This is a genomic window from Paenibacillus cellulositrophicus, from assembly GCF_009363095.1.
In the GTDB taxonomy this organism is placed as follows: Bacteria; Bacillota; Bacilli; order Paenibacillales; family Paenibacillaceae; genus Paenibacillus_AQ; species Paenibacillus_AQ favisporus.
In genome coordinates, this window is record NZ_CP045296.1 from 48,787 (window position 1) to 70,703 (window position 21,917).

Consider the following 21,917-nt stretch of genomic DNA (forward strand, 5'->3'; position numbering starts at 1 on the left):
AGACCTTTTCAATTCGAAAAGGTCTTTTTTATTTTTATTAACATATTGAATATGTTAAATATTTATATTATATTATGGTTAATCCAAGAGCTTCCATGAATCGACATCGTTTCAAGGGAGGTCAAGTAGATAAGAGAACAGCTGAATATGTTGTGTAATCGCTTACAAAGATATGAGGGGAGGAAGACTGAGAAATAAGCGCTTTGCCGAAACCTGGAACGTCCAAACTATCCGAAAACAGAGGTGGAGCTTATGAGTTCGTCAACACTGTGGAAGCGGATCTGGAAGCATAAGTTGTTTTACTTGTTCATGCTTCCGGGGATCATCTGGTTTTTTCTGTTCTCCTACGTTCCGCTTTACGGGATTCAGGTCGCCTTCCGCGACTATACGTTCGTGGGCGGTTTTACCGGCAGCCCATGGGCGGGATTGAAATACTTCAAGCAGTTTTTCGACTACTACCAATCGACAGACATTATCCGCAACACTATCATCATCAGCCTGATGAAACTGATCATCGGATTTCCGATGCCCATCATCCTTGCGATCCTCCTCAATGAAATCCGAAATCTGAAATTCAAGAAAACCGTTCAAACTTTATCCTATTTGCCTTATTTCATTTCCTGGATCGTCGTCGTCACCTTGATGCAGCGCCTCTTCGCTACCTATGGCGGGCCGGTCAACGACCTGCTGTCGTCGATGGGCGTAGAGCCGATCCAATTTCTGTACAATACTTCGTGGTTCTATGAAGTCATTATCGGCTCGGATGTTTGGAAGAACATCGGCTGGAACTCGATCATCTACATGGCGGCCATTGCGGGCATTGACCAGCAGCTGTATGAAGCAGCGAAAATCGACGGCGCCGGCCGTTTCCGCCTGATTTGGCACGTGACCCTGCCGGGCATCCGCAACGTTGCGGTCATTCTGTTTATTCTGGCGACGGGAAGCCTGATGAGCGCGGGCTTCGAGCAGCTTCTGCTTCTGAACGGTCCTTCCACCGCAGCCATCGGCAGCGTGCTCGACGTCCATGTCATCACTCAGGGCATCCAGCAGGGCCGGCTAAGCTATGCGGCGGCTGTCGGCTTGTTCCAGAGCCTGATTGCACTGGTCCTGATCGTCACCGTCAACAGGATTGCACGGAAGGTCAGCGACGTATCACTGTTCTAAGGAGGGAACCTACGTGGAGAAACGATCGTTTTCCTGGTTTACCGCATTGAATTATTTCCTGCTTGCGCTGTTCGCCTTTTCCATGATTTATCCGTTCATTTACGTGCTTGTGTACTCGCTTAATGACGGTAAAGATTCCATGATGGGGGCTCTGTATTTCTTTCCGCGGAAATTTACGCTGGACAATTACGCCCAGGTGTTCGATAATCCGCAGATTTGGCAGGCTTACAAAATCACGATTTTACGGACGCTGCTCGGCACGGTGCTTAGTGTGCTGCTCAGTACGCTGATGGCCTATGCCTTGGCCAAAAAAACGCTGCCCGGGCGCACGTTTTTCACCTTTTACATTTTTCTGCCCACGATTTTCAGCGCAGGCTTTATCCCGTATTTCATTACGCTGCAGAAACTTCACCTGATCAACAACTTCTGGGTGTATGTCATTCCGTTCCTGTTCAATTTTATGCATATCGTCATTATTCGGACTTTTATACAAGGCATTCCCGAAGAGCTGGAGGAAGCCGCCCGGATTGACGGCTTGGGCGATTTCCAAATCTTCATGCGCATCATACTGCCGCTGTCCGGGCCGGTACTGGCGACTATTTCGCTGTTCGTCGGCGTGATGCACTGGAACGACTGGTTCACCGGCACCTATTACGTGTCCAACAAAAGCCTCATCCCGGTGCAGACCCTGCTTCAGCAAATGCTGACCGAAGCGGAGGCGCTGTCGTCCTCGATGCAGCGTGCTGCACAGCAGGGTGGACAAACCGTCAATGTCAGCGCGGCGGGGGCTACGCCGGAATCGCTCCGGATGGCACTGCTCGTCATTACCGTGTTTCCGATCCTGTGTATCTATCCGTTCCTGCAGCGCTATTTTGTCAAGGGAACGATGATCGGATCCGTCAAAGGGTAAGGATAGACGTCCTGCATGCGGGACTATATCATATACATTCATTCAAACAAATTGGGAGGTTCATATGAGAAAAAAGCGGTTTAAATTGGCAGCTTCTCTGATGGCGTTTACCCTGATATCCGGCATGCTGTACGGATGCAGCAGCAGCGGCAGCGGCGACAGTGCGGACGGGGGAGACAAAGGCGCGGACTCCAAGACGGTTACGCTCACGGTGCTGAATAACTGGAACGGTTCCTCAGGCTCTGATTCGGAATCGAACCCTGTACTCAAAGCGATCGAGGAGAAAACCGGCATCAAGGTAAAAATCGACTATACGAAAGGCAGCGAGGCGGAGAAGGTCAACACGATTTTTGCGACACAGGACCTGCCGGACATTTATACCGGCCCTGCCTGGGGCGGCGAGCTGGACGGCATCATCAAGGCTGCTAAAGAAGGCCAGCTTGTGGATTTGACGGATAAAATCGACCAGTATCCGAACCTGGCCAAGGCGATCGCCAAGGAAAACGTGCCGCCGGCGCTGTACGAAAAAGCGATCGGCGGAATTGACGGCAAGAAGTACATGATGTACCAGAACCAGCCGGCAACAGACAAGGACGTCAACGACTGGCTGTACGGATTTTACGTGCGGAAGGACATTGCCGATAAGATCGGAGTCGATCCGCAGTCCGTGAAGACCAAGGACGATTTCTACAATTTCCTGAAAAAGATCAAGGATGCCAATCTGAGCGAAAACGGCGCACCGGTCATTCCACTCGGCGGCTTCCATGACGGATGGGCGGTAGGCATCGGGAATACAATGTTCTACGGGGCCGATTATCAGGATAAAGGCGACGGCACGCTGGAGCATGTGTTCTTCACGAAGGCTTACGAGGATTACACGCTGTATTACCGTAAGCTGATTTCCGAAGGACTGCTGGATCCGGATGCTTTTACGCAGACCGACCCGATCGCGAACGAGAAAATCAAGCAGGGGCGCATCGCGGTACTGTCGGCGCACTACCCAGCCATTCTGGACGCTTCCAAGGAATATGTGAAAGCGCATCCGGGCAGCGATTACGTCCCTGTCGGACCGCTTGAGCGGGCCGGAGCAGAACCGAACCGTCCGGTCGACCTGAACATTCAAGGAAATAACGTTACCGTCATCACGAAAAAAGCCAAAAACGTCGACGCCGCGCTGAAGCTGCTCGATTTCCTCGCTTCCGACGAAGGCTTTATGCTTGTGCATTACGGCATTCAGGGAACGCAATGGGATATGGTTGATGGCAAACCGACCGCCAAACAAGAATGGTTCGACAAGTTTACAGCGGACACCACAGGCAAGGCCAAGAAGAACGAAGGCATCAGCATTGGGCTGGAAAATATGACCGGCATGGATCGCATTAATTCGGTCGGCGGCGGTGATATTTGGGCAGATCAGGATCGCCTGAAAGCGATGGACAACGCGCGTAAAATTTTGCGTCCGAACGGTATCAGCGTCATTTCCGCCTTCAATCCGGGGGATGTGATCACCAAATCGCCGCAATGGGAAACGCTGAAGCCGTCCATGGACCAAATCAACGACGTATGGAAGCAGGCGATCTTCGCCAAGTCGGACGATGCGGCCCTGAAGGTGATCAACGACCTTCGCGAGCAAATCAAGAACACCGGTTACGATGACGCCATGAAGTATGTAAACGAAGAGCTGAAAGGGAAAGAAGTCGTCAAATTGTCGATGCCTAACTAAAGGAGGGTTCACCCTTGAGCAGCCGATTGGGAAGCAAGGGGCCGGAGTGGACGGGATTTCAGGAATCCCGTCCTTACGGGCCGAAGTATGATCTCCGCACGGATTTCGTTATGGTCTACGGCATATCGGATGATTTGCCGGAGCGCATTCAAGGCTGGAAGCAGGCAGGATACACGATTCATCTGATGACCGGCGTATCTTGGGGGGAGTACCAGGATTATTTGTACGGCCGCTTCGACGGGCGCAATCACTGGGATGAAGCCCAGGTCAACCGGGCGGGGGATCAGGTAAGCCACGGCAAGGACGTCCCGTACATGGTGCCGACCGTCTCGTTCGCCGAGTATTTGGCGACTCACATCAAGCGGGCGATCGACAGCGGCGTCGAGGCCATCCATATGGAGGAGCCGGAATTCTGGGCGGCTTCGGGTTACTCCGAAGCCTTCAAGCGGGAGTGGCGGAACTACTACGGTGAGGATTGGATTCCTCCGCACTCGTCGCCTGACGCCCAATACCGCGCTTCCAAGCTGAAAGCGTATGTGTACTACCGGACGCTGGACCGGATCTGCAGCCAGATGAAGGAGTATGCGCTTGTTCACTATGGCCGCACAGTCCGCTTCTATGTCCCGACGCACAGCCTGATCAACTACACGCAGTGGCGGATTATCAGCCCGGAAGCGCTGCTCGTGAACATGCCGGCCTGCGACGGCTTCATCGCCCAGATCTGGACGGGAACTGCACGGACCGCAAACGTCTATAAGGGTGTCCGTAAGGAACGTACTTTCGAAACGGCATTCCTGGAGTATGGCGTCATGCAGGAGCTGACCCGCGGCACAGGCCGCGAAATGTGGTTCCTCCACGACCCGATCGAGGACAATCCGCGCTATACGTGGAAGGATTACGCGTACAATTACCGCTCGACGGTCGTGGCCTCGCTGCTGCATCCGGGCGTTTCCCAATACGAGGTATGCCCTTGGCCTTGGCGGGTGTTCGAACTGGGGTATCCGAAAGAGGGCGGCAGCGGCAAGGAAGTCATCCCGGCAGGCTATAAAACGTCCCTGCTTACCGTCATGAACGTGCTGCGTGACATTCACCGGTATGACGGGGATGTGCAGGAAGGCGAGGCGACGACCGGCGTCGGCGTTCTGCTGGCGAACTCCGCGATGTATCAGCGGGGAGACGTCGATCCGGACGAAGACGGACGCAAACAGGAGTTTAAGTACGACGGCACCTCCGGCACGGAAGAGCTGAGCGAAGCGCAGCAGGAGCTGCTGGATTGGTCCGCCTTTTACGGGATGGCGCTGCCACTCGTCAAAGCCGGCATTCCGCTGCGGCCGGTCCAGCTGGACAATATCCTGACCTTTCCGGGATATTTGGCGGATTACCGCGTGCTGCTGCTGAGCTACGAGCTGATGAAGCCGGAGCATCCCGGCATTCACCAGGTTCTCGGGCAGTGGGTCCGCGAGGGAGGCGTGTTGATCTATTACGGCGATGGGAGCGATCCATTCCACAACGTGCAGGAATGGTGGAACCGCGACGCCGGCCGCGCCTATGACCGGCCGGAAGAGCATCTGTTCGAGTCGATGGGGCTGGGGCGTAACCCGGGCGAAGGAGAGCACCGCGTCGGCGATGGGGCCGTGCTGTACTACCGGCAGCATCCTGCCGAGCTGTCCCGCTCGGATGCAGGCGCCGAGCAGGTGCGGAGCAGCGTGCGTCAGGCGCTTCAGTTCCGCGGGGAGCAGGACGCGTACCTTGAGAGCGGCCTGCTTCACATCCGGCGCGGTCCGTATGTGATCGCGCATGCGCTCGACGAGCGCGATGCCGCGGAGCCGGCGGCACAGCTCGAAGGGGCGTTCGTCGATCTCTTTGATCCGGAGCTGCCCGTGCTGAGCCGCGTGGAACTTCAGCCCGGTGATGACCGCCTTTTGTATGATCTGGACCATCCTGCGGCACAGTTGCAGGACCAACCGGTCATTCTTGTCAGCGCATCCCGAATTCGCGAGGAGCAGTACCTCGAAGGCAAGCTGACATTCGTCTCCGAGTCCCCTTCCGAAATGACGGTCAGCACGCGTATTCGCGTTCCGGCTGAACCGTCGGCAGTGACGGCAGGGGGACAGCCGGCAGCCTGTGCCTATGATCCCGGTTCAAAAACGGTCTTGATCCGATACCCCGGCGTACCGGAAGGGATTGAGATCGCGGTGAATTGGGCGGAATAAGCTTATCTGCAAGTTTTTTCTGGCTAGAGTGTGAAGAAAACCGGTGGAACTCCTTGGTTCCGCCGGTTTTTTGGTCCTATTGCTATTGCTGTCTAGGTCATCATCTCTGGAGTTCTCGTATCGAGGCAACCGCTTGCGTCAGCCCTTCAAAATCGATCAAAAATTTTTATCAGGGTGTTCTCAGCTTGTCCCGGCTTGTCCATCGGTTTGAAGACATCCTCTAATTTGTGTTAGAATAATCATATATGAATTTTTCACAAGAGGGGGGATAGGATGGCAGCATGGATGAATAGACTTCGGATGATGTTCATTGTCGTTCTGGGTGTCATTCAGATGGCAACCTTTCCCGTTTCCCTGGAAGAAGAAGTGTTTACCTCCCCTGCAAGTTCGACGGAAACCGAGACGGTGTACAGCCGGATCGATCCTCCAAGCAAACCGCTGGTACGGAAAACGCCAACCCTCATGCAGAGACTGATCATGCTGGCGTCAGCGCTTCCTCTCTGTTTTGTGCTGCCGCTGCTGCTTGTGCTGCGTATTCCGAAACCGCGGCTGCCCTTTGTTCCGTGTGTTTTTCTCCGCAAAAAATATTTACTGCTGCTTCCGATAAAATTTACCTCGAGTTATGTGGCTTAATCTCCTCCCTGAATAGACGGTTCCTTATTGGCATGTGCCGGGGCATTCTCGCACCTGGACTGTAAAAAAGCCGATAGCGGGACGGTTCGTTTCGTGTACCCAAAAATGGATGAGTGACCGCAGGATGGCTTGGCTCTGTGATAGCTGCTGTTCGCTGCGTGTGGCAATGCCGTTGTGTTGACTGACGTGTGAAGAATTTCGTTATTGGTATTTTTGTCACGATTTATCGTTGAATCGTTTGTATTATCTGCAACGGCTGGATTTAGCATGAAAGTAAATCGGTTAGGCATATTTCGTTGTTTTTTTATGATGGATCAGCCAGGCTTTTTGGGCTTGGATGCAGTGCTGGATTTGCTGCGGATTGCGATGGCTTTGATGGCAAGTTGTATACCTTTGTTACGGCAGCATTTAGTCTGAGTGTGTTTTGTTGCGGTTGCCTCGCGCTTTTTCGAAAAAACGTGGCATTCTGCCACTTGCATCAACCCAATAATATGTGAAATATTTCTCAAATATAAACATGTAAATTACAGGAGGCTATTCTCATGGATATTCGTGAGTCTGTATTGCCCGGAATCGGGATGAAATATGTAATGGATACCGCCAGCGGCGACCGGATGGTCGTGGTCATTCATGATGACGGCCGGCGTGAGCTGTACCATTTTTCGTACGAGGATTTGGACCAAAGCATCTCGATGGTGACCCTGGAAGATCCGGAGGCGCGGCAGCTGGCCGCTCTTGTCGGCGGTATGACGTACAAACCGAAGCAGCTCGAACGGGTGGAAATGGCGTTTGACGAGCTGACAATCGAGTGGTACCGGATCGAGCCGCATTATGGATGCACGGGAAAAACGATCGGTGAGCTGAACATTCGGCAAAATGCCGGAGTCTCGGTGATCGCGCTGCTGGATAAACGTAACGGAAAACAAGTGAATCCCGGCCCGGAAGCCGTGCTGAACGCGGAGGCGACGGTTGTCGCCATCGGAGAACGGGAGCAGCAAAAGCGGTTCAAACAAATTCTAATGAACGGAAGCGGGTGAAAGGATGGAGCATTTGATATTTGAAATTGGATTAGCGCTAGTCCTCATTGCACTTGGGGGACTGATCTCGGCAAAGCTGCGGTTTTCGGTGATCCCGTTCTATATCCTGATCGGCATGGCGGTAGGTCCGCATGCGATGGAGCTGTGGCATTTCGACTTCCGGTTTATCGACAGCGCGCCGTTTATCGATTTTATGGGCCGGATCGGCGTTTTGTTCCTGCTGTTCTACCTCGGGCTCGAATTCTCCGTCGGCCGGCTGATCAAGTCGGGACGATCGATAGCCGTAGGCGGTTCAATATATATCGGCATTAATTTTACGCTTGGGCTGATGCTCGGATTTTTCAGCGGGTTTCCGCTCGCCGAGACGCTGATTATCGCAGGAATTACGACGATTTCGTCCAGCGCGATCGTAGCGAAGGTGCTGGTGGACCTGAAACGGACCGCCAATGCAGAAACCGAAATGATTCTCGGCATCATCATGTTCGAGGACGTCTTCCTCGCTGTGTATATCTCGATTCTGTCCGGCTTTGTGCTCAGCGACTCCAGCTCGATCGGCGGCGTGCTGCTGTCGGCACTTGTGTCGCTCGGGTTTATGCTCGCCGTCATTATTCTCGGACGTAAAGCGGTGCCTTATCTGAACAAATGGCTGCGGATCCGTTCCAACGAGCTGTTTGCCCTGGTTATTTTCGGCGCGCTGTTTCTGGTCGCCGGCTTTTCCGAAACGATCCACGTGGCCGAGGCGATCGGGGCGCTGCTGGTCGGGCTGGTGCTGGCCGAAACGGAACACGCCAAGCGGATCGAGCATTTGATCATGCCGTTCCGGGATTTTTTCGGGGCGATCTTCTTCTTCAGCTTCGGCCTGTCCATTGATCCGATGTCCTTGGGCGGAAGTGCCATATGGCTTGCGCTGGCAGCGGTCATTGTGACGCTGATCGGGAACTTTAGTGCAGGCATGCTGGCCGGGCGAACGGCTTCGCTGTCTCCCAAAGCATCGGCCAACATCGGGCTGACGATCGTCTCGCGGGGCGAATTTTCGATCATTATGGCGAACCTTGGCAAAGACGGCGGCCTGATGGAAATCCTCCAGCCGTTCTCGGCGATCTACGTGCTGATCCTGGCCATCTTGGGTCCGCTGCTGACCAAGCAGTCGAAATCGATTTTTACCTTCTTGAACCGCTGGATCAAATTTAAGGACCGAAAACCGGGAATTCAGAAGGAAGAGGCGCTGTAAAAAGTCGAAAGAATGCTGCAAGGCTAGTTCCATTGTTCGTGATGGTGAAGTGGCTGGATAAGACTAACGAATGTTTGGGTAAATGCGATCCCATCCAATGGACTTCCATTTCAGTTTAGGGAGGGAAGGTTATGCATGATCCGATCAAGCAGGCCGTATGGTCATGAGAAAAACATTTGGAGCTTCCGGCAGAAACAGCAAGCATGCCATCTTCAAATCGGTGATCGGCGGCATCGCCGCCTCGGTCGGCGTTGAGCTGTTTCTGCATCCGCACGAGCTGATCGCCGGCGGCGTCACCGGCATTTCCGGCCTGGTGTCGTTTCACACCGATAATCATTTCGGGATGCTGCTGGTGCTGTTTAATTTGCCGCTGCTGTTCTTTTATTCACTTCTGGGCCGGAAAAAAATATTGCTCCAGGTGCTCCCGGGGCTGCTTGCATTTGCCGGGTCGGCGTTCCTGCTGGCGCCGCTGCCAGCCGTCAGCGGTGAGCCGGTCATTGCCGCGCTGGCCGGCGGCCTGTGCCTTGGCTTCGGCGGCGGGCTGGCCGTCAAATCAGGCGGCCTGCTGGACGCGCTCGGCCTTGAAAAAACCGACCGCATCCGATCGGCCGGGATTCAGGCGGGCACCCGCCCGGCCATCTCCGTGGAGCGGCTGCTATTGCTCTGCCACGCCCTGGTGCTGGTCACCGCCGGCGCGGCTTTGGGGTGGGAGCGGACGCTGTACTCCGCGTTCGCCTGCCTTGCGGCGTATGAAACCGCCGGGATCGTCATATTCGGGTTTCGCCGATTGGCCGGCGTGACGACGGCGAATCCCCGGCAGGTGGAAGCCGAAATGAAAAGCCGGCTGCGGCTTGAAGGACTCGCGTGGAATGATGCCGGGATCGGCCATGACCGTGATCGTGAGATGGATCGTGACAGCGACTACGCGCGGGTTTCCGCTCAGACGCGATTGATGTACAGTGTGCATCTGCTGGATGTGCCGCGCTTCAAGGCGGTAGTTCGCAAAGCCGATCCGCAGGCGGAGATCGTATGGGTGGAACGGTCCGGAATGAAGCAGGAATAAAGCAGGAATAAAGCAGGAATAAAGCAGGAATACAGCAGGGATGAGGCAGGAATCAAGAACGGTTGAGTGGCAAGGGACAAAGTGCCTCGAAGTATCTGAAATTTACTCTTGTTTGGCAAAACAGATCGTTACAAGCTAACAGTTGCATAAGTGCAGTTCATTTACGGTGAAACGGCCGCAAGCCAGTGAATCGGAAATGAACTGCACTTTTTCCGTTGTTCGCAGCAATGGATGACTGGGCGGAAGTAGTGATCACAAAATAGCTGTTACTTTTACGCCCTATACGGTACTGAGGACACCAAGCACACTGTGCTTTTTTTCCGCACCACGCCTGCATTTTATGCCACCTGCAAAAATTATCCAATCAAAAACTTTTGAAAGCGCTATTGTCAAACGCAAAGTGATGTGTTACTTTATGTGTGTAACCGGTTCCACATTTCGAGGTGATAATTTCAGATGGTAACGATTAAAGATGTAGCACGCCATGCAGGGGTTTCGGTTGCGACCGTATCCCGGTGCATTAATGAAACAGGATACGTACACGCCGATACCCGCAAGAAAGTGGAAGACGCGGTTAGAGCGTTGAATTATGCGCCAAACGAGGTTGCAAGATCATTATACACACGCAAGTCGAAGCTGATCGGACTTTTGCTGCCTGACATTACAAACCCTTACTTCCCGCAGTTGGCGCGGGGCGTGGAGGACGGCATGCAGGCTAACGAATTCCGCATCATTTTCGGCAATAGTGACGAGAACGAGCAGAAGGAACAGGAGTACATCCAGACCTTCATTCAAAATAACGTGGTCGGCGTCATCTCTTCAACCAACCGTCCGGACTCAGACATTTACGCTAAGCTGAACATCCCGGTCGTGTTTCTGGACCGTACGTCCAGCGACAGCCCGTCAGTGTACTCGGACGGACGCAAGGGCGGACGGCTGGCCGCTCAGGAAATGATCGCCCGCGGCAGCAAGCGGATCACGGTCCTGCGCGGACCCGTACATATCCGTCCCGCCCAGGACCGGTTCCAAGGCGCCGTGGAGGTACTTGAGGAAGCGGGGATCGACTACAACATCATTCAGACTTCGTCCTTTTCCTTTGCGGAAGCAGAGAGCTGGGCCAAAGAGCTGTTCGCCAAGCATCTCGACACCGACGGGGTCATCGCCAGCAACGATATCGTGGCGACCGCCGTTTTGCATGAGGCTCAGCGTCTCGGCAAGCGGGTACCGGAGGATGTGCAGGTGATCGGTTTTGACGATATCCCGCTCAGCAGCCTGCTCTCCCCGTCGCTGTCAACGATCCGGCAGCCGGCCTACGATATGGGCAAGGAAGCGGCGCTGCTGCTGATCCGCCTGATCGAGCAGGGAAAAGTGGACAATCGAAATATACAACTGCCCGTATCTTTTGTAGAGCGGGATACGACCAGAAAGGTGGATTAAGATGGCTATCATTTGCGTAATCGGAAGCTGTTCAATGGACCTGGTGGTGACATCGTCCAAACGTCCGGGAGCGGGGGAGACCGTTCTCGGCGAGAGCTTCAAAACCGTGCCTGGAGGCAAAGGAGCCAACCAGGCGGTAGCGGCCGCCCGCCTTGGGGCGAGCGTTAGCATGATCGGCCGGGTGGGAGACGACCACTTTGGCGAAGCCATTTTGAACAATTTCCGAGCCAATGAAGTTTCTATAGACTATGTGGAACCGGTTACAGATATGGAAAGCGGAACGGCTCACATCGTGCTTGCCGAAGGGGACAACAGTATCGTTGTTGTTAAAGCAGCTAATGATGAGGTCACGCCGGCCTATATCGACAAGGCTGTACAAGCGATCACCGCCGCCGATATGGTGCTGATCCAGCAGGAAATCCCTGAAGAAACGGTGGAGCACGTGAGCCGGATCTGTGCCGAGCACGGCGTCCCTCTGCTGCTGAATCCGGCGCCGGCACGTCCGGTCAAGGACAAAGTGATCGAGAACGCGGCGTACATCACGCCGAATCAGCACGAAGCTGCGATCATGTTCGGCGAAGGCCGGGTATCCGAAGCGCTGCGCCGATATCCGAACAAGCTGTTCATTACCGAAGGCAGCAGCGGTGTACGTTATTTTGACGGACAGGAAGAGGTTGTGATTCCTTCCTACAAAGTCGAAGCCGTCGATACGACCGGCGCCGGAGATACCTTTAACGCGGCCTTTGCCGTGGCGCTGGCTGAAGGCAAGCCGATTGCGGACAGCGTCCGGTTCGCCAACCGTGCCGCTTCGCTGTCGGTCATGAAGTTCGGCGCGCAGGGCGGCATGCCGACACGTCAAGAAGTGGAGGAGAGCCTGTAATGAAAAAACATGGGATGCTGAACAGTCACATTGCCAAAGTCCTCGCCGACCTCGGCCATACCGACACGATCGTCGTGGCCGATGTGGGCCTTCCCATCCCCGAAGGGGTCACCAAAATCGACCTCGCCCTGAAGCTTGGGAATCCGAGCTTTGAGGAGGTCGTGAGTTCCATCGCGGAGGACATGGAAATCGAAAAGGTCATCGTCGCCGCGGAAATGAAAACGGATAACCCGGAAGCGCAAGCTTACATTGACCATACATTTGCGGATTGCCTGATTGAGGACGTGCCTCACGAACAGTTAAAAGCTTTGACCCGCACAGCCAAGGCGGTCATCCGGACCGGAGAAGCCAAGCCGTTCGCCAACTGCATTCTGCAATCCGGCGTCCATTTTGGATAAAGAGGAGGAACCCTTATGCACATACAAATGCAAGGCATTTATAAATCCTTTGGCACCAACCACGTGCTGAGCGGTGTGGATTTTGAGCTTCGGGAAGGCGAAGTTCACGCCTTGATGGGGGAGAACGGCGCCGGCAAGTCCACCCTGATGAACATTCTTATCGGTTTGCATCAGCGGGATGAGGGTGTCATCCGGATCGACGGCAAGGAGACGTATTTTCCAAACCCGAAGGAAGCGGAAAAAGCGGGCATCGCTTTTATCCACCAGGAATTGAACATTTGGCCTGACATGACCGTCCTTGAAAACCTGTTTATCGGCAAGGAAATGACCACGAAGTGGGGACTGCTCAGCACCAAACAAATGAAAACGCTGGCAAAGGCCCAATTCGACAAGCTGTCGGTAGACATCCCCTTCCAGCGTGAAGCCGGGGAGTGCTCGGTAGGCCAGCAGCAGATGATCGAAATCGCCAAGGCGCTCATGACCGACGCCAAAGTCATCGTCATGGACGAGCCGACGGCCGCGCTGACCGAGCGGGAGATCCGCAAGCTGTTCGACGTCATTGCCGCCTTGAAAAAGGAAGGCGTTTCCATCGTCTATATTTCACACCGGATGGAAGAAATATTTGAAATCTGCGACCGGATCACCGTCATGCGCGACGGTAAAACGGTGGATACGAAGGACATACCGCATACCAACTTTGACGAAGTCGTGAAAAAAATGGTCGGTCGCGAGCTGACCGAGCGCTACCCGCAGCGGAACCCGTCGCCCGGCGATGTGGTGCTCGAAGTGAAGAACGCCACCCGCAAGGGGCTGTTCGAGAACGTCAGCTTCCAGGTGCGTTCCGGCGAGATTGTCGGCTTCTCCGGCCTGATGGGTTCGGGGCGGACCGAGATCATGCGCGCGCTGTTCGGGCTCGATCACTTGGACAGCGGCGAAATATGGATTAAGGGCAAAAAAGCCCATATCCGCAAGCCTGACGATGCGGTCAAACGCGGCATCGGCTTTATTACCGAGGACCGGAAGGATGAAGGGCTGCTGCTCGATTTTTCGATCCGGGAAAATATGGTTCTGCCAAGCTTGTCCGGCTTTACGTCCAAAGGCTTTATCAACGGGAAACGGGAAAAAGACTTCGTCGACATGCTGGTCAAACGGCTGCAGATCAAAACGCAGTCTGCGGAAACCGCGGCAGGCGACCTGTCGGGCGGTAACCAGCAAAAGGTCGTCATCGCCAAATGGGTCGGCATCGGTCCGAAAGTGCTCATCCTGGACGAGCCGACACGCGGGGTCGACGTTGGGGCGAAGCGGGAAATTTACCAACTGATGAACGAATTAACCGAACGCGGCGTTGCGATTATTATGGTTTCCTCCGAGCTGCCCGAGGTGCTGGGCATGAGCGACCGGATCCTGGTCGTCCATGAAGGCGAAATCAGCGGGGAACTGAGCAGCGAAGAAGCCACGCAGGAAAAAATAATGACGTTAGCAACAGGAGGACAGTAACATGACAACCATTCAAGACGCTAAAAAACCAAAAGGCTTCCAACTATCGCAAGTGACGCAAAAGCTGGGCCCGCTGCTGGGGCTGATCATCCTGATCATCATCGTGTCGGTGCTGAATCCGAGCTTTTTGGAACCGCTTAACATTCTGAACCTACTCCGTCAGGTGTCGATCAACGCGCTTATCGCGTTTGGTATGACCTTCGTCATCTTGACAGGCGGCATCGATTTGTCCGTCGGTTCGATTCTTGCATTGTCCAGTGCGTTTGTCGCCAATATGCTGGTGTCGGGCTTTGATCCGATCCTGGCGATCATCATCGGCTGTCTTCTCGGCGGTGTGATGGGTATGGTGAACGGCCTGCTCATTACAAAAGGTAAAATGGCGCCGTTTATCGCGACACTGGCGACCATGACGGTATTCAGAGGCTTGACGATGGTGTACACGGACGGTAACCCGATTACAGGACTTGGCGACAGCCGTCTGTTCCAGCTGTTCGGGCGCGGATACGAGCTCGGTATCCCGGTACCGGCGATCACGATGATCATTACGTTTGTGATTCTGTGGGTCATTCTTAATAAAACGCCATTTGGCCGTAAAACCTATGCCATCGGCGGTAACGAAAAAGCATCGATCGTATCCGGTATCAAGGTACCGCGCGTAAAAATCATGATCTATTCCTTGGCAGGACTGCTGTCGGCTCTGGCCGGCGCTATCCTGACCTCCCGCCTGAACTCGGCGCAGCCGACGGCGGGCACATCCTACGAGCTTGACGCCATCGCGGCGGTCGTCCTCGGCGGCACGAGCTTGTCCGGCGGACGTGGACGCATCGTCGGCACCCTGATCGGCGCGCTCATCATCGGTACATTGAACAACGGTCTGAATTTGCTCGGCGTTTCTTCCTTTTACCAAATGGTCGTCAAAGGGATCGTCATTCTGATCGCCGTCCTGATCGACCGGAAGAAATCCGCATAAGAAGGAGTAGATCATCATGAAAAAATTAACGCTAATCGCAGCTGCACTCTTGTTGATTCTGACCACAGGCTGTTCGCTGGAACCGCCGGAATGGGCCAAGCCCAAAACGGGCGGCGATATTAAGGAAATGAAAATCGGCTTGTCCGTCTCCACGTTGAACAATCCGTTCTTCGTCTCGCTGAAGGACGGCGTGGTGGCCGAAGCCAAGAAGCAGGGTATGGAAACGATCGTCGTCGACGCCCAGAACGACTCGGCCAAGCAGAGCAATGACGTGGACGACCTAATCCAAAAAGGGGTCAACGTGCTCCTGATCAACCCGACGGATTCCGCCGCAATTTCTACTGTCGTTCAGAACGCCAACGATTTGGGGATTCCGGTTATTACGCTGGACCGTTCTTCAGACAAAGGGGACGTCAAAGCGCTGGTTGCATCGGATAACGTCAAGGGCGGCAAAATGGCGGCCGAATACATCGTGAAGATGCTCGGCAAAGATGCCAAAGTCATCGAGCTGGAAGGCGTGCCGGGGGCATCCGCAACCCGCGAACGCGGCAAAGGCTTCCACGAAGTGGCCGACACCGAATTGAACGTCATTGCCAAGCAGGCGGCCGATTTTGACCGGACCAAAGGTCTGAACGTCATGGAAAACCTGCTGCAGGGCAACCCTGACGTGCAAGCCGTCTTCGCCCACAACGACGAGATGGCGCTCGGCGCGATCGAAGCGATCCAAAGCTCCGGCAAAAATATCCCGGTCATCGGGTTCGACGGCAACGAGGACGCGCTGAACTCGATCAAAGCCGGCAAGCTGACCGCCACTGTGGCGCAGCAGCCTGAGCTGATCGGCCAAATGGCCGTGCAGGCGGCAAAGGACGTGCTGCAGGGCAAAACGGTCGACAAGTCGATCCCGGCGCCACTGAAGCTGGTGACGAAGGATCAGCAGTAAGATCGCAAAGAGGTAACGAATAAACAGATCAGCAAAGAGATGGATTTTTATATTAAAATGATAGAATAAAGCATCTGAGAACGGTGACGCCCCTCGTCTGTCTTACGCCAATGCTGCGTAGGAAGGACGGGGGCTTTTTTTATGTTTAACGATTGCTCCAGGCACAGCGTGCATGAAATTTGGGAAGACGATAGAGAGGCAGCAACCGCCGCCGACATTATATCAGCATGGCACAGAGTGCACTCCGCGAACCGGAACGGAGATGTCAGCGTATCTGCACCAATTGGTTTAATGACTCTTCCATGTGGGTTGGGTTATTCCTGGGCTAACGCTGAGGCAGCACGGCAAAGGCACACCAATGCGGGCGATGTCACATATTCTATCAGGAATACATCCTCCAAATGAGGTGCATACAGTGAAGCAGCTGGAGAAGTTATTGAAAAAAACGGCCGTAAGCCGTCCGAGCAAAACAACAAGTCGTCAGATCGTCGTGTTCAAAACGCAGCAGGATTACCGGCAGTGCCTTGATATGCTCAACGCAAATGGAATCAAACCGGTGAAGGCCGTGGACAGCCACCGGCTGATCTGCTGCCATTTTCACCGCTCCACGGATATCGAAAAAATAAAACAGCATCCCCGTGTCGCCTATGTCCAGCGGGACGCCAAAGTAAAGGCGCACGCGATCAAGCCTGCTGCCGCCGCCAAACGCGGCGGTGCGAACAAGGCCACCAAGAAAAGCGAATTGGTGGACACGGCCAAAATCCCCTGGAATGTCAGCAGGGTGAAGTCCCCCCAGCTGTGGAACCGGACGAAGGGCCGAGGAGTAAAGGTGGCCATCATCGACACGGGCATCGCCAAACATCCGGATCTGTGTATCGCGGGCGGTGTAAATACGATTACCGGCGGATCGTTTCAGGATGACAACGGCCACGGCACGCATGTGGCCGGAATCGCGGCAGCCACCGGGAGGCAAAAAATTTTCGGCAATGCGCCCAAAGTCAAGCTGTTCGCCGTGAAGGTGCTGGACCAAAACGGAAACGGCTTTGTTTCCGACATCGTGGAAGGGATCGACTGGTGCCTCAAACGGGGAATCAAAGTGATGAACATGAGCTTCGGGCTGACCGGATCAGGCAATAACAAGGCGCTGCAGGACGCCATTAAACGGGCAGCCAAGCAGGGGGCTGTCATTTCGGCGTCCGCGGGAAACGAGGGGACGATGTTCAGCCCGCTGATCGACGCACCGGCCCGTTATCATGAGACCATCGCCGTTGCGGCGACGGATCGAGCGAACCGGGTTGCCGATTTTTCGAGCCGGGGGAACGGCATTTCCGTCGCGGCGCCGGGCGTCGATATTTTGTCGACCCTGCCCGGAGGAACGTATGGCAAGATGTCGGGAACTTCGATGGCAGCTCCTCATGTGACGGGGGGAGCTGCGTTGTTACGGGCGCTGTTCCCAAGGATGAGGCCGGCCGAAATTAAGCGCCGTTTCGAAGCCAGCGCGCTTCAGATTCCGGGAGGCAGGCAGGCGGTAGGCGCCGGACTGCTGCAGGTCGCACCCGCAGCGGTCATACCTGCTGCGGGTGCTTCAGGGAGCCGGTTCCCAAGCAAGACGCGGCGCTTGAAGAAGGCAAAGTCTGCGTCCCGGCCGGTGCTGTTTACCCCTTCCGGACGGAGCAAACGGTAAGAAGGAGCAGGCGGGATGCCTGCTCCTTTTTTCATGGATAGCCGGGGTGGTGGATGAATGTTTCATCCACCACCATTGGAGTATTGTAGCGGCACGGTAGACCGCAGGGGAGTCTAGAATGAATGGGCTTTTGGGTTTAATTTATGGCGAAGCCTATAGATGTTTGGGCGGACTATGTGCTTTTTGGATCATGGGTAAAAGGCAGACTTTATTTGAAAAATATGGTATATAGTAAAGGATGGAGCTGTGAAAGGAGCAGTGGAATGGAAACTAGTAAATATCGGATCCTCTATGTCTGTTCCATGACCGCGGGGCTGATGCTCCTTCTCTGGGGACTGGCACTCTGGATACCCAGAACGACGCGATCGGATACGCCCGATGCGTATTATATTGTAAGGGACTGCCTGAAACTCCTCCTTCCCACCGCAGGCTTACTGCTGATGGTAATCGGATCCTTCGTTTATTCCGCTTACAAGGACTTATACCGGGAGATTCGGGAACTGAGAGACCATGTCCGATCGCTGGAGAAAAAAATATCCGGTTAAAATGGAACGGAGGGCAGAAGGTTTACGAGAAAATCCCTTTATCCAGCCCCTGACTCAAAATAAGGAGGAGTGCATTTTGCGATTGATATGGGCAACGTTCCTGGTTGTCTTCCTGCTGTCCGGCTGCAGTGAAGTTAAGAAAGAAACAGCAGGGGGATACGAAGATTGGCAGCAGAGCCCCTCGTTTACGATTTCCAAATCCGGACCTGATGGGAATCCGGTGCCGTACGGGCTCAAGGGAAGCAAAGACAGATTTGCCATCGTAGACGGCTTAGTACAGGCGAATTCGAGCAACAAGCAGCTCCTCCACTTTTGGGGTGACTCGCCGGAAGAAACCGGGCGGCTGCTGGATAAAGAAGTGAAAGTCATCGGAACCAGCCGGGAGACGGGAGAGCAGGTGACGGCTTTTGAAGGGAAGACGCAAATCCAGAATGACGATCCTGTGAAGGAGCCGCGGGAGTACGTCGAATCTGTTGGCTATCTGAATCTGCCGGCCAAAGGATTATGGAAGCTGGACGCCTACATCGACGGGAAAGCAAGTGGAAGCATTGTCATTGAGGTACATGACAAGCCCGGGCAGCAGTGACCCGTGGTTCCACACCACTTCAACAAACCAAGCTATAATCTTTCGTTCTACTTGAAAGGCAGCGGTATAAAACGGGTATATTTTTATTTTCCATTGTACTCCCGCGCGCTATATGAGTAAATGAAATAGCCGTTTAGGCATGAATGACAAAGACAGATTCCGTTACGAAAGAGGAGATTGCTCATTAAAACGTTATTCCAATATAATTGGCAGGTTCGTGAAGATTGGTTCCGCTGGTGTGAGAGCGTGCCGGAGGAGGAGCTGCTTCGCACCCGCACAGGCGGAGTAGGCGGAATTCTGCACACCCTGTTTCATATCGTCGATGTGGAATGGAGCTGGGTTCGCTGCCTGCAGGGAAAACCTGATTTTCAAGAAAGCTTTGACGGATACCGCAGCCTGGATAAGGTGCTGAAATTGCAGGAAGCGTTCAAGCCGGAAGTGGAGGAATTTGTTTATTCCTGGAATGATGCTTGGGAATACAACGTATTCCGCGATGTCCATCCGGACGGCCACCCTGTTGAGGACAAATGGGGCGAAGTGGTCCGGCATATGATCGCTCACGAGATTCACCATGTCGGGCAGCTGTCCGTCTGGTCCAGGGAACTCGGGATCAAACCCGTCTCCGCCAATTTGATCGGCCGGGGCTTGATGAATCGTCAAGCCTAACTGCCGCTTTCTACAAACTATGAATCCCTCGTCACCATCCGTTATAATAGAATGAGAACACACATTCGGATGGAGGGGACTTAATGAAAAGCTTTTTGGTGTTATTAGGGAATAAACAAACCGGGAGTCTCTGCACTGATTTATTAGAGCAGCATGTTCAGCACCTTGAGGCGATGAGCCGGTTAGGCTGTCTGCGGTTATGCGGACCTTTTACAGACGGGGATGGTGCGGTGATGGTCTTCAGCGGACGCAGCGCCGAAGAGGTTGAGGTCTGGGTTAAACAGGATCCTTTTATTAAGGAGCGTTACTATGGTTCCTACAACATCAAGGAATTTACGGAAGCGAACGAGTCTAACCGCTGGCTGATGGGTGAGCCCGAGGCGTGACGCGCAAGTTTGAGAGCGTGCGGGATAACAACCGTGTTTCTATCCGCGTATGACGGTAGAATTCACGGTTTTTTCGTGTTGTGGGGAATTTGACGTGTCTAAACAACGTCTCCAGGATGTGCGATGCCGAAGCTGATTCTGTCCTATGGGATAGCCCGGAGCTGCCAATATTCTTATCGGTCGACCGCGGCAAATATCGGTGCAAATACGGGGCATATCCGGTATACTGCTTGGTATGAAGGAGGATGAAACCGATGGGCTACACGGACGAGGTGTCGAAGGAACTGTACAGTTACCTTCCCCCTCTCACCAAGAAAGACGATTTCGACGAGTTTTGGGAGACGACCATCAGACAGGCCAAGGAGGTTCCGCTGGACCCGGAGCGTACGCTGATCGAATACCCGGCGCGGCATGTGAAGGTATACGACATTTCGTATTGCGGAATGGATGAGACGAGAATTTACGGCTGGCTGATCGTTCCCGCTTTTGAGAACAAAGAGAAATATCCCTGCCTGATCCATTACCATGGCTTTACCGGCAGCAGGGGCAAGCCTTCCGAGCTGATGCACTGGGTGATGATGGGGATGGCTGTATTATCGGTAGACTGCCGTGACCAAGGCGGACGGACCGGCAACAGCGCTTCATACTCGCACGGATATGTGGCGAACGTGGCCAGCAAAGGCGTACATAACAAATGGGAATATTATTACCGTTATGCATACATGGATGCGCTGAAGGCGATCGATTTTGCCTGCGCTCAAGCGGATATCGACGCTTCAAAAATCGTGATCGAGGGCGGCAGCCAAGGCGGTGCGCTCGGGACGGCGGTATCCGCCCTGGACGACCGTCCTGTGCTGGCGATGGTTGACGTGCCGAGCAACAGCAACCTCGTCTGCCGGATCGAAGGCAACCACGGGGCTTTCGCAGCGGTAGCCGAGTACTTAAACCGCCACCCGGAGCAGACGGATCTTGTGATGGACAACCTGAGCTATTTTGACACGATGAATATGGCCAATCGTATCGCGTGCCGGGTATTAGCCAGCGTTGGACTCAAGGATGAAACCTGTCCTCCCCAGATGTATTTCGCGACCTATAACCGGATCCAAAGCGACAAGGACATTGTCATCTATCCGTTCAACGGACATGAAGGCGGAGGGGCAGGCCAGACCGAGGTTAAGCTGCAGTATTTGCGGAAGCATTTCCCGGAGTGGTTCACGGCATAGCATAATTCCGCATTGACCAGGAACATATGTTCCGGTATGATAATTTCAATACAGCATGCGGATTGAACACAGAGCCAATGAATTCCATCCTGGAAGGGGAAAGCAAAATGAGCAGCGGTACCGCATTATTGGTCATTGACGTGCAGGAAGGCATGTTTGTACCGGAGTATCCCGTTTTTGACGGCGAAGCTTTGTTGGACAAGATCCAAGGTCTTATCATGGAGGCGCGCTCAAGCGGTGTACCTGTCGTGTACATTCAGCATAACGAAGAACCGGGCGAGCAGTTGGAGCCGAACAGCTTTGCATGGCAGATCCAGTCCCGAATCGCTCCTGCCGAAGGGGAGATCGTCGTGCAGAAATTTACGCCCGATGGGTTTCACGAGACGGACCTGCAGGAGAAACTGTCGTCACTTGGTGTAAAGAGGCTGATCGTGTCCGGTATTCAAACCGACTTGTGCGTTGAAGCTACCAGCAAGCGCGCTGGACAGCTGGGCTACGAGGTGGTGGTCGTTGAAGACGCGCACACGACGTATGACCAAGGCGGCAGGACTGCCCGGGAGATTATCGAGGAATACAACGGGATGTTCCGCGATTTTGCGAAGGTTCAGCCAGCAGCAGCCATTGCGTTCTAAGGAAGTCCGGATCCCGGCTGGAATGAAACAGTCAGCACTTACAAAGTTTATGGTATGGTTGGGAAAGAGCCCCCGTTGATGGTAATGGGGCTCTTTTTT

21 protein-coding genes are annotated in these 21,917 nt (G+C 54.1%); all 21 read left to right on the plus strand.

Features of this window, described 5'->3' with window-relative positions; all coding sequences use genetic code 11:
* Positions 1 to 252 precede the first annotated feature (252 nt).
* The 21 genes from GCU45_RS30025 to GCU45_RS30125 all read left to right on the plus strand — a co-directional run bounded on the left by GCU45_RS30025 (position 253) and on the right by GCU45_RS30125 (position 21,818).
* Positions 253 to 1,164 (plus strand): ABC transporter permease, encoded by a 912-nt coding sequence (locus GCU45_RS30025; protein ID WP_089546755.1) that lies wholly within the window; start codon positions 253 to 255, stop codon positions 1,162 to 1,164.
* A 13-nt stretch (positions 1,165 to 1,177) separates the two neighbouring features.
* Complete coding sequence (locus tag GCU45_RS30030) at positions 1,178 to 2,074, plus strand: carbohydrate ABC transporter permease (protein ID WP_152403507.1); 897 nt, start codon at positions 1,178 to 1,180, stop codon at positions 2,072 to 2,074.
* A gap of 64 nt (positions 2,075 to 2,138) precedes the next feature.
* Entirely contained in the window at positions 2,139 to 3,797 is a 1,659-nt protein-coding gene (locus GCU45_RS30035; RefSeq protein WP_152403510.1) for an extracellular solute-binding protein, read from the plus strand.
* A 14-nt stretch (positions 3,798 to 3,811) separates the two neighbouring features.
* Positions 3,812 to 6,010 (plus strand): hypothetical protein, encoded by a 2,199-nt coding sequence (locus tag GCU45_RS30040; RefSeq protein ID WP_152403512.1) that lies wholly within the window; start codon positions 3,812 to 3,814, stop codon positions 6,008 to 6,010.
* 273 nt (positions 6,011 to 6,283) lie between these two features.
* Positions 6,284 to 6,643, plus strand: a complete 360-nt coding sequence (locus tag GCU45_RS30045) for a hypothetical protein (RefSeq protein ID WP_076167381.1) — start codon at positions 6,284 to 6,286, stop codon at positions 6,641 to 6,643.
* A 542-nt stretch (positions 6,644 to 7,185) separates the two neighbouring features.
* Complete coding sequence (locus GCU45_RS30050; protein WP_076167379.1) at positions 7,186 to 7,680, plus strand: cation:proton antiporter regulatory subunit; 495 nt, start codon at positions 7,186 to 7,188, stop codon at positions 7,678 to 7,680.
* Positions 7,681 to 7,684: 4 nt separating this feature from the next.
* Positions 7,685 to 8,911: a cation:proton antiporter gene (locus tag GCU45_RS30055; RefSeq protein ID WP_152403514.1), complete on the plus strand. Its 1,227-nt coding sequence runs from the start codon at positions 7,685 to 7,687 to the stop codon at positions 8,909 to 8,911.
* Positions 8,912 to 9,074: 163 nt separating this feature from the next.
* Positions 9,075 to 9,974, plus strand: coding sequence for a YitT family protein (locus GCU45_RS30060; RefSeq protein ID WP_152403516.1), 900 nt, complete (start codon positions 9,075 to 9,077; stop codon positions 9,972 to 9,974).
* A gap of 456 nt (positions 9,975 to 10,430) precedes the next feature.
* On the plus strand, positions 10,431 to 11,411 hold the full coding sequence (locus tag GCU45_RS30065; protein WP_152403518.1) for a LacI family DNA-binding transcriptional regulator: 981 nt from the start codon (positions 10,431 to 10,433) through the stop codon (positions 11,409 to 11,411).
* A gap of 1 nt (position 11,412) precedes the next feature.
* Entirely contained in the window at positions 11,413 to 12,291 is an 879-nt protein-coding gene (rbsK, locus tag GCU45_RS30070; protein WP_152403520.1) for a ribokinase, read from the plus strand.
* Complete coding sequence (gene rbsD, locus GCU45_RS30075) at positions 12,291 to 12,689, plus strand: D-ribose pyranase (RefSeq protein ID WP_152403522.1); 399 nt, start codon at positions 12,291 to 12,293, stop codon at positions 12,687 to 12,689. Before rbsK ends, rbsD begins: the two co-directional genes overlap by 1 nt.
* Before the next feature lie 15 nt (positions 12,690 to 12,704).
* Positions 12,705 to 14,186, plus strand: a complete 1,482-nt coding sequence (locus GCU45_RS30080; protein WP_152403524.1) for a sugar ABC transporter ATP-binding protein — start codon at positions 12,705 to 12,707, stop codon at positions 14,184 to 14,186.
* A 1-nt stretch (position 14,187) separates the two neighbouring features.
* Positions 14,188 to 15,156, plus strand: coding sequence for a ribose ABC transporter permease RbsC (gene rbsC / locus GCU45_RS30085; RefSeq protein WP_076167363.1), 969 nt, complete (start codon positions 14,188 to 14,190; stop codon positions 15,154 to 15,156).
* A 16-nt stretch (positions 15,157 to 15,172) separates the two neighbouring features.
* Positions 15,173 to 16,096, plus strand: a complete 924-nt coding sequence (gene rbsB / locus GCU45_RS30090) for a ribose ABC transporter substrate-binding protein RbsB (RefSeq protein ID WP_152403526.1) — start codon at positions 15,173 to 15,175, stop codon at positions 16,094 to 16,096.
* A 415-nt stretch (positions 16,097 to 16,511) separates the two neighbouring features.
* Entirely contained in the window at positions 16,512 to 17,780 is a 1,269-nt protein-coding gene (locus tag GCU45_RS30095; RefSeq protein ID WP_167527287.1) for a S8 family peptidase, read from the plus strand.
* A gap of 263 nt (positions 17,781 to 18,043) precedes the next feature.
* The gene (locus tag GCU45_RS30100) at positions 18,044 to 18,325 is read left to right on the plus strand and encodes a hypothetical protein (RefSeq protein ID WP_152403530.1); all 282 of its coding nucleotides are present in this window, start codon (positions 18,044 to 18,046) and stop codon (positions 18,323 to 18,325) included.
* A 76-nt stretch (positions 18,326 to 18,401) separates the two neighbouring features.
* On the plus strand, positions 18,402 to 18,911 hold the full coding sequence (locus GCU45_RS30105) for a DUF4871 domain-containing protein (RefSeq protein WP_152403532.1): 510 nt from the start codon (positions 18,402 to 18,404) through the stop codon (positions 18,909 to 18,911).
* Between the two features lie 183 nt (positions 18,912 to 19,094).
* Positions 19,095 to 19,577: a DinB family protein gene (locus tag GCU45_RS30110; protein WP_152404652.1), complete on the plus strand. Its 483-nt coding sequence runs from the start codon at positions 19,095 to 19,097 to the stop codon at positions 19,575 to 19,577.
* An 83-nt stretch (positions 19,578 to 19,660) separates the two neighbouring features.
* Positions 19,661 to 19,963: a YciI family protein gene (locus GCU45_RS30115; RefSeq protein ID WP_152403534.1), complete on the plus strand. Its 303-nt coding sequence runs from the start codon at positions 19,661 to 19,663 to the stop codon at positions 19,961 to 19,963.
* Positions 19,964 to 20,217: 254 nt separating this feature from the next.
* On the plus strand, positions 20,218 to 21,186 hold the full coding sequence (locus GCU45_RS30120) for an acetylxylan esterase (protein ID WP_152403536.1): 969 nt from the start codon (positions 20,218 to 20,220) through the stop codon (positions 21,184 to 21,186).
* 107 nt (positions 21,187 to 21,293) lie between these two features.
* A complete protein-coding gene (locus GCU45_RS30125) occupies positions 21,294 to 21,818 on the plus strand; it encodes a cysteine hydrolase family protein (protein WP_152403538.1) in 525 nt (174 codons plus the stop codon).
* The last annotated feature ends 99 nt before the right edge of the window (positions 21,819 to 21,917 follow it).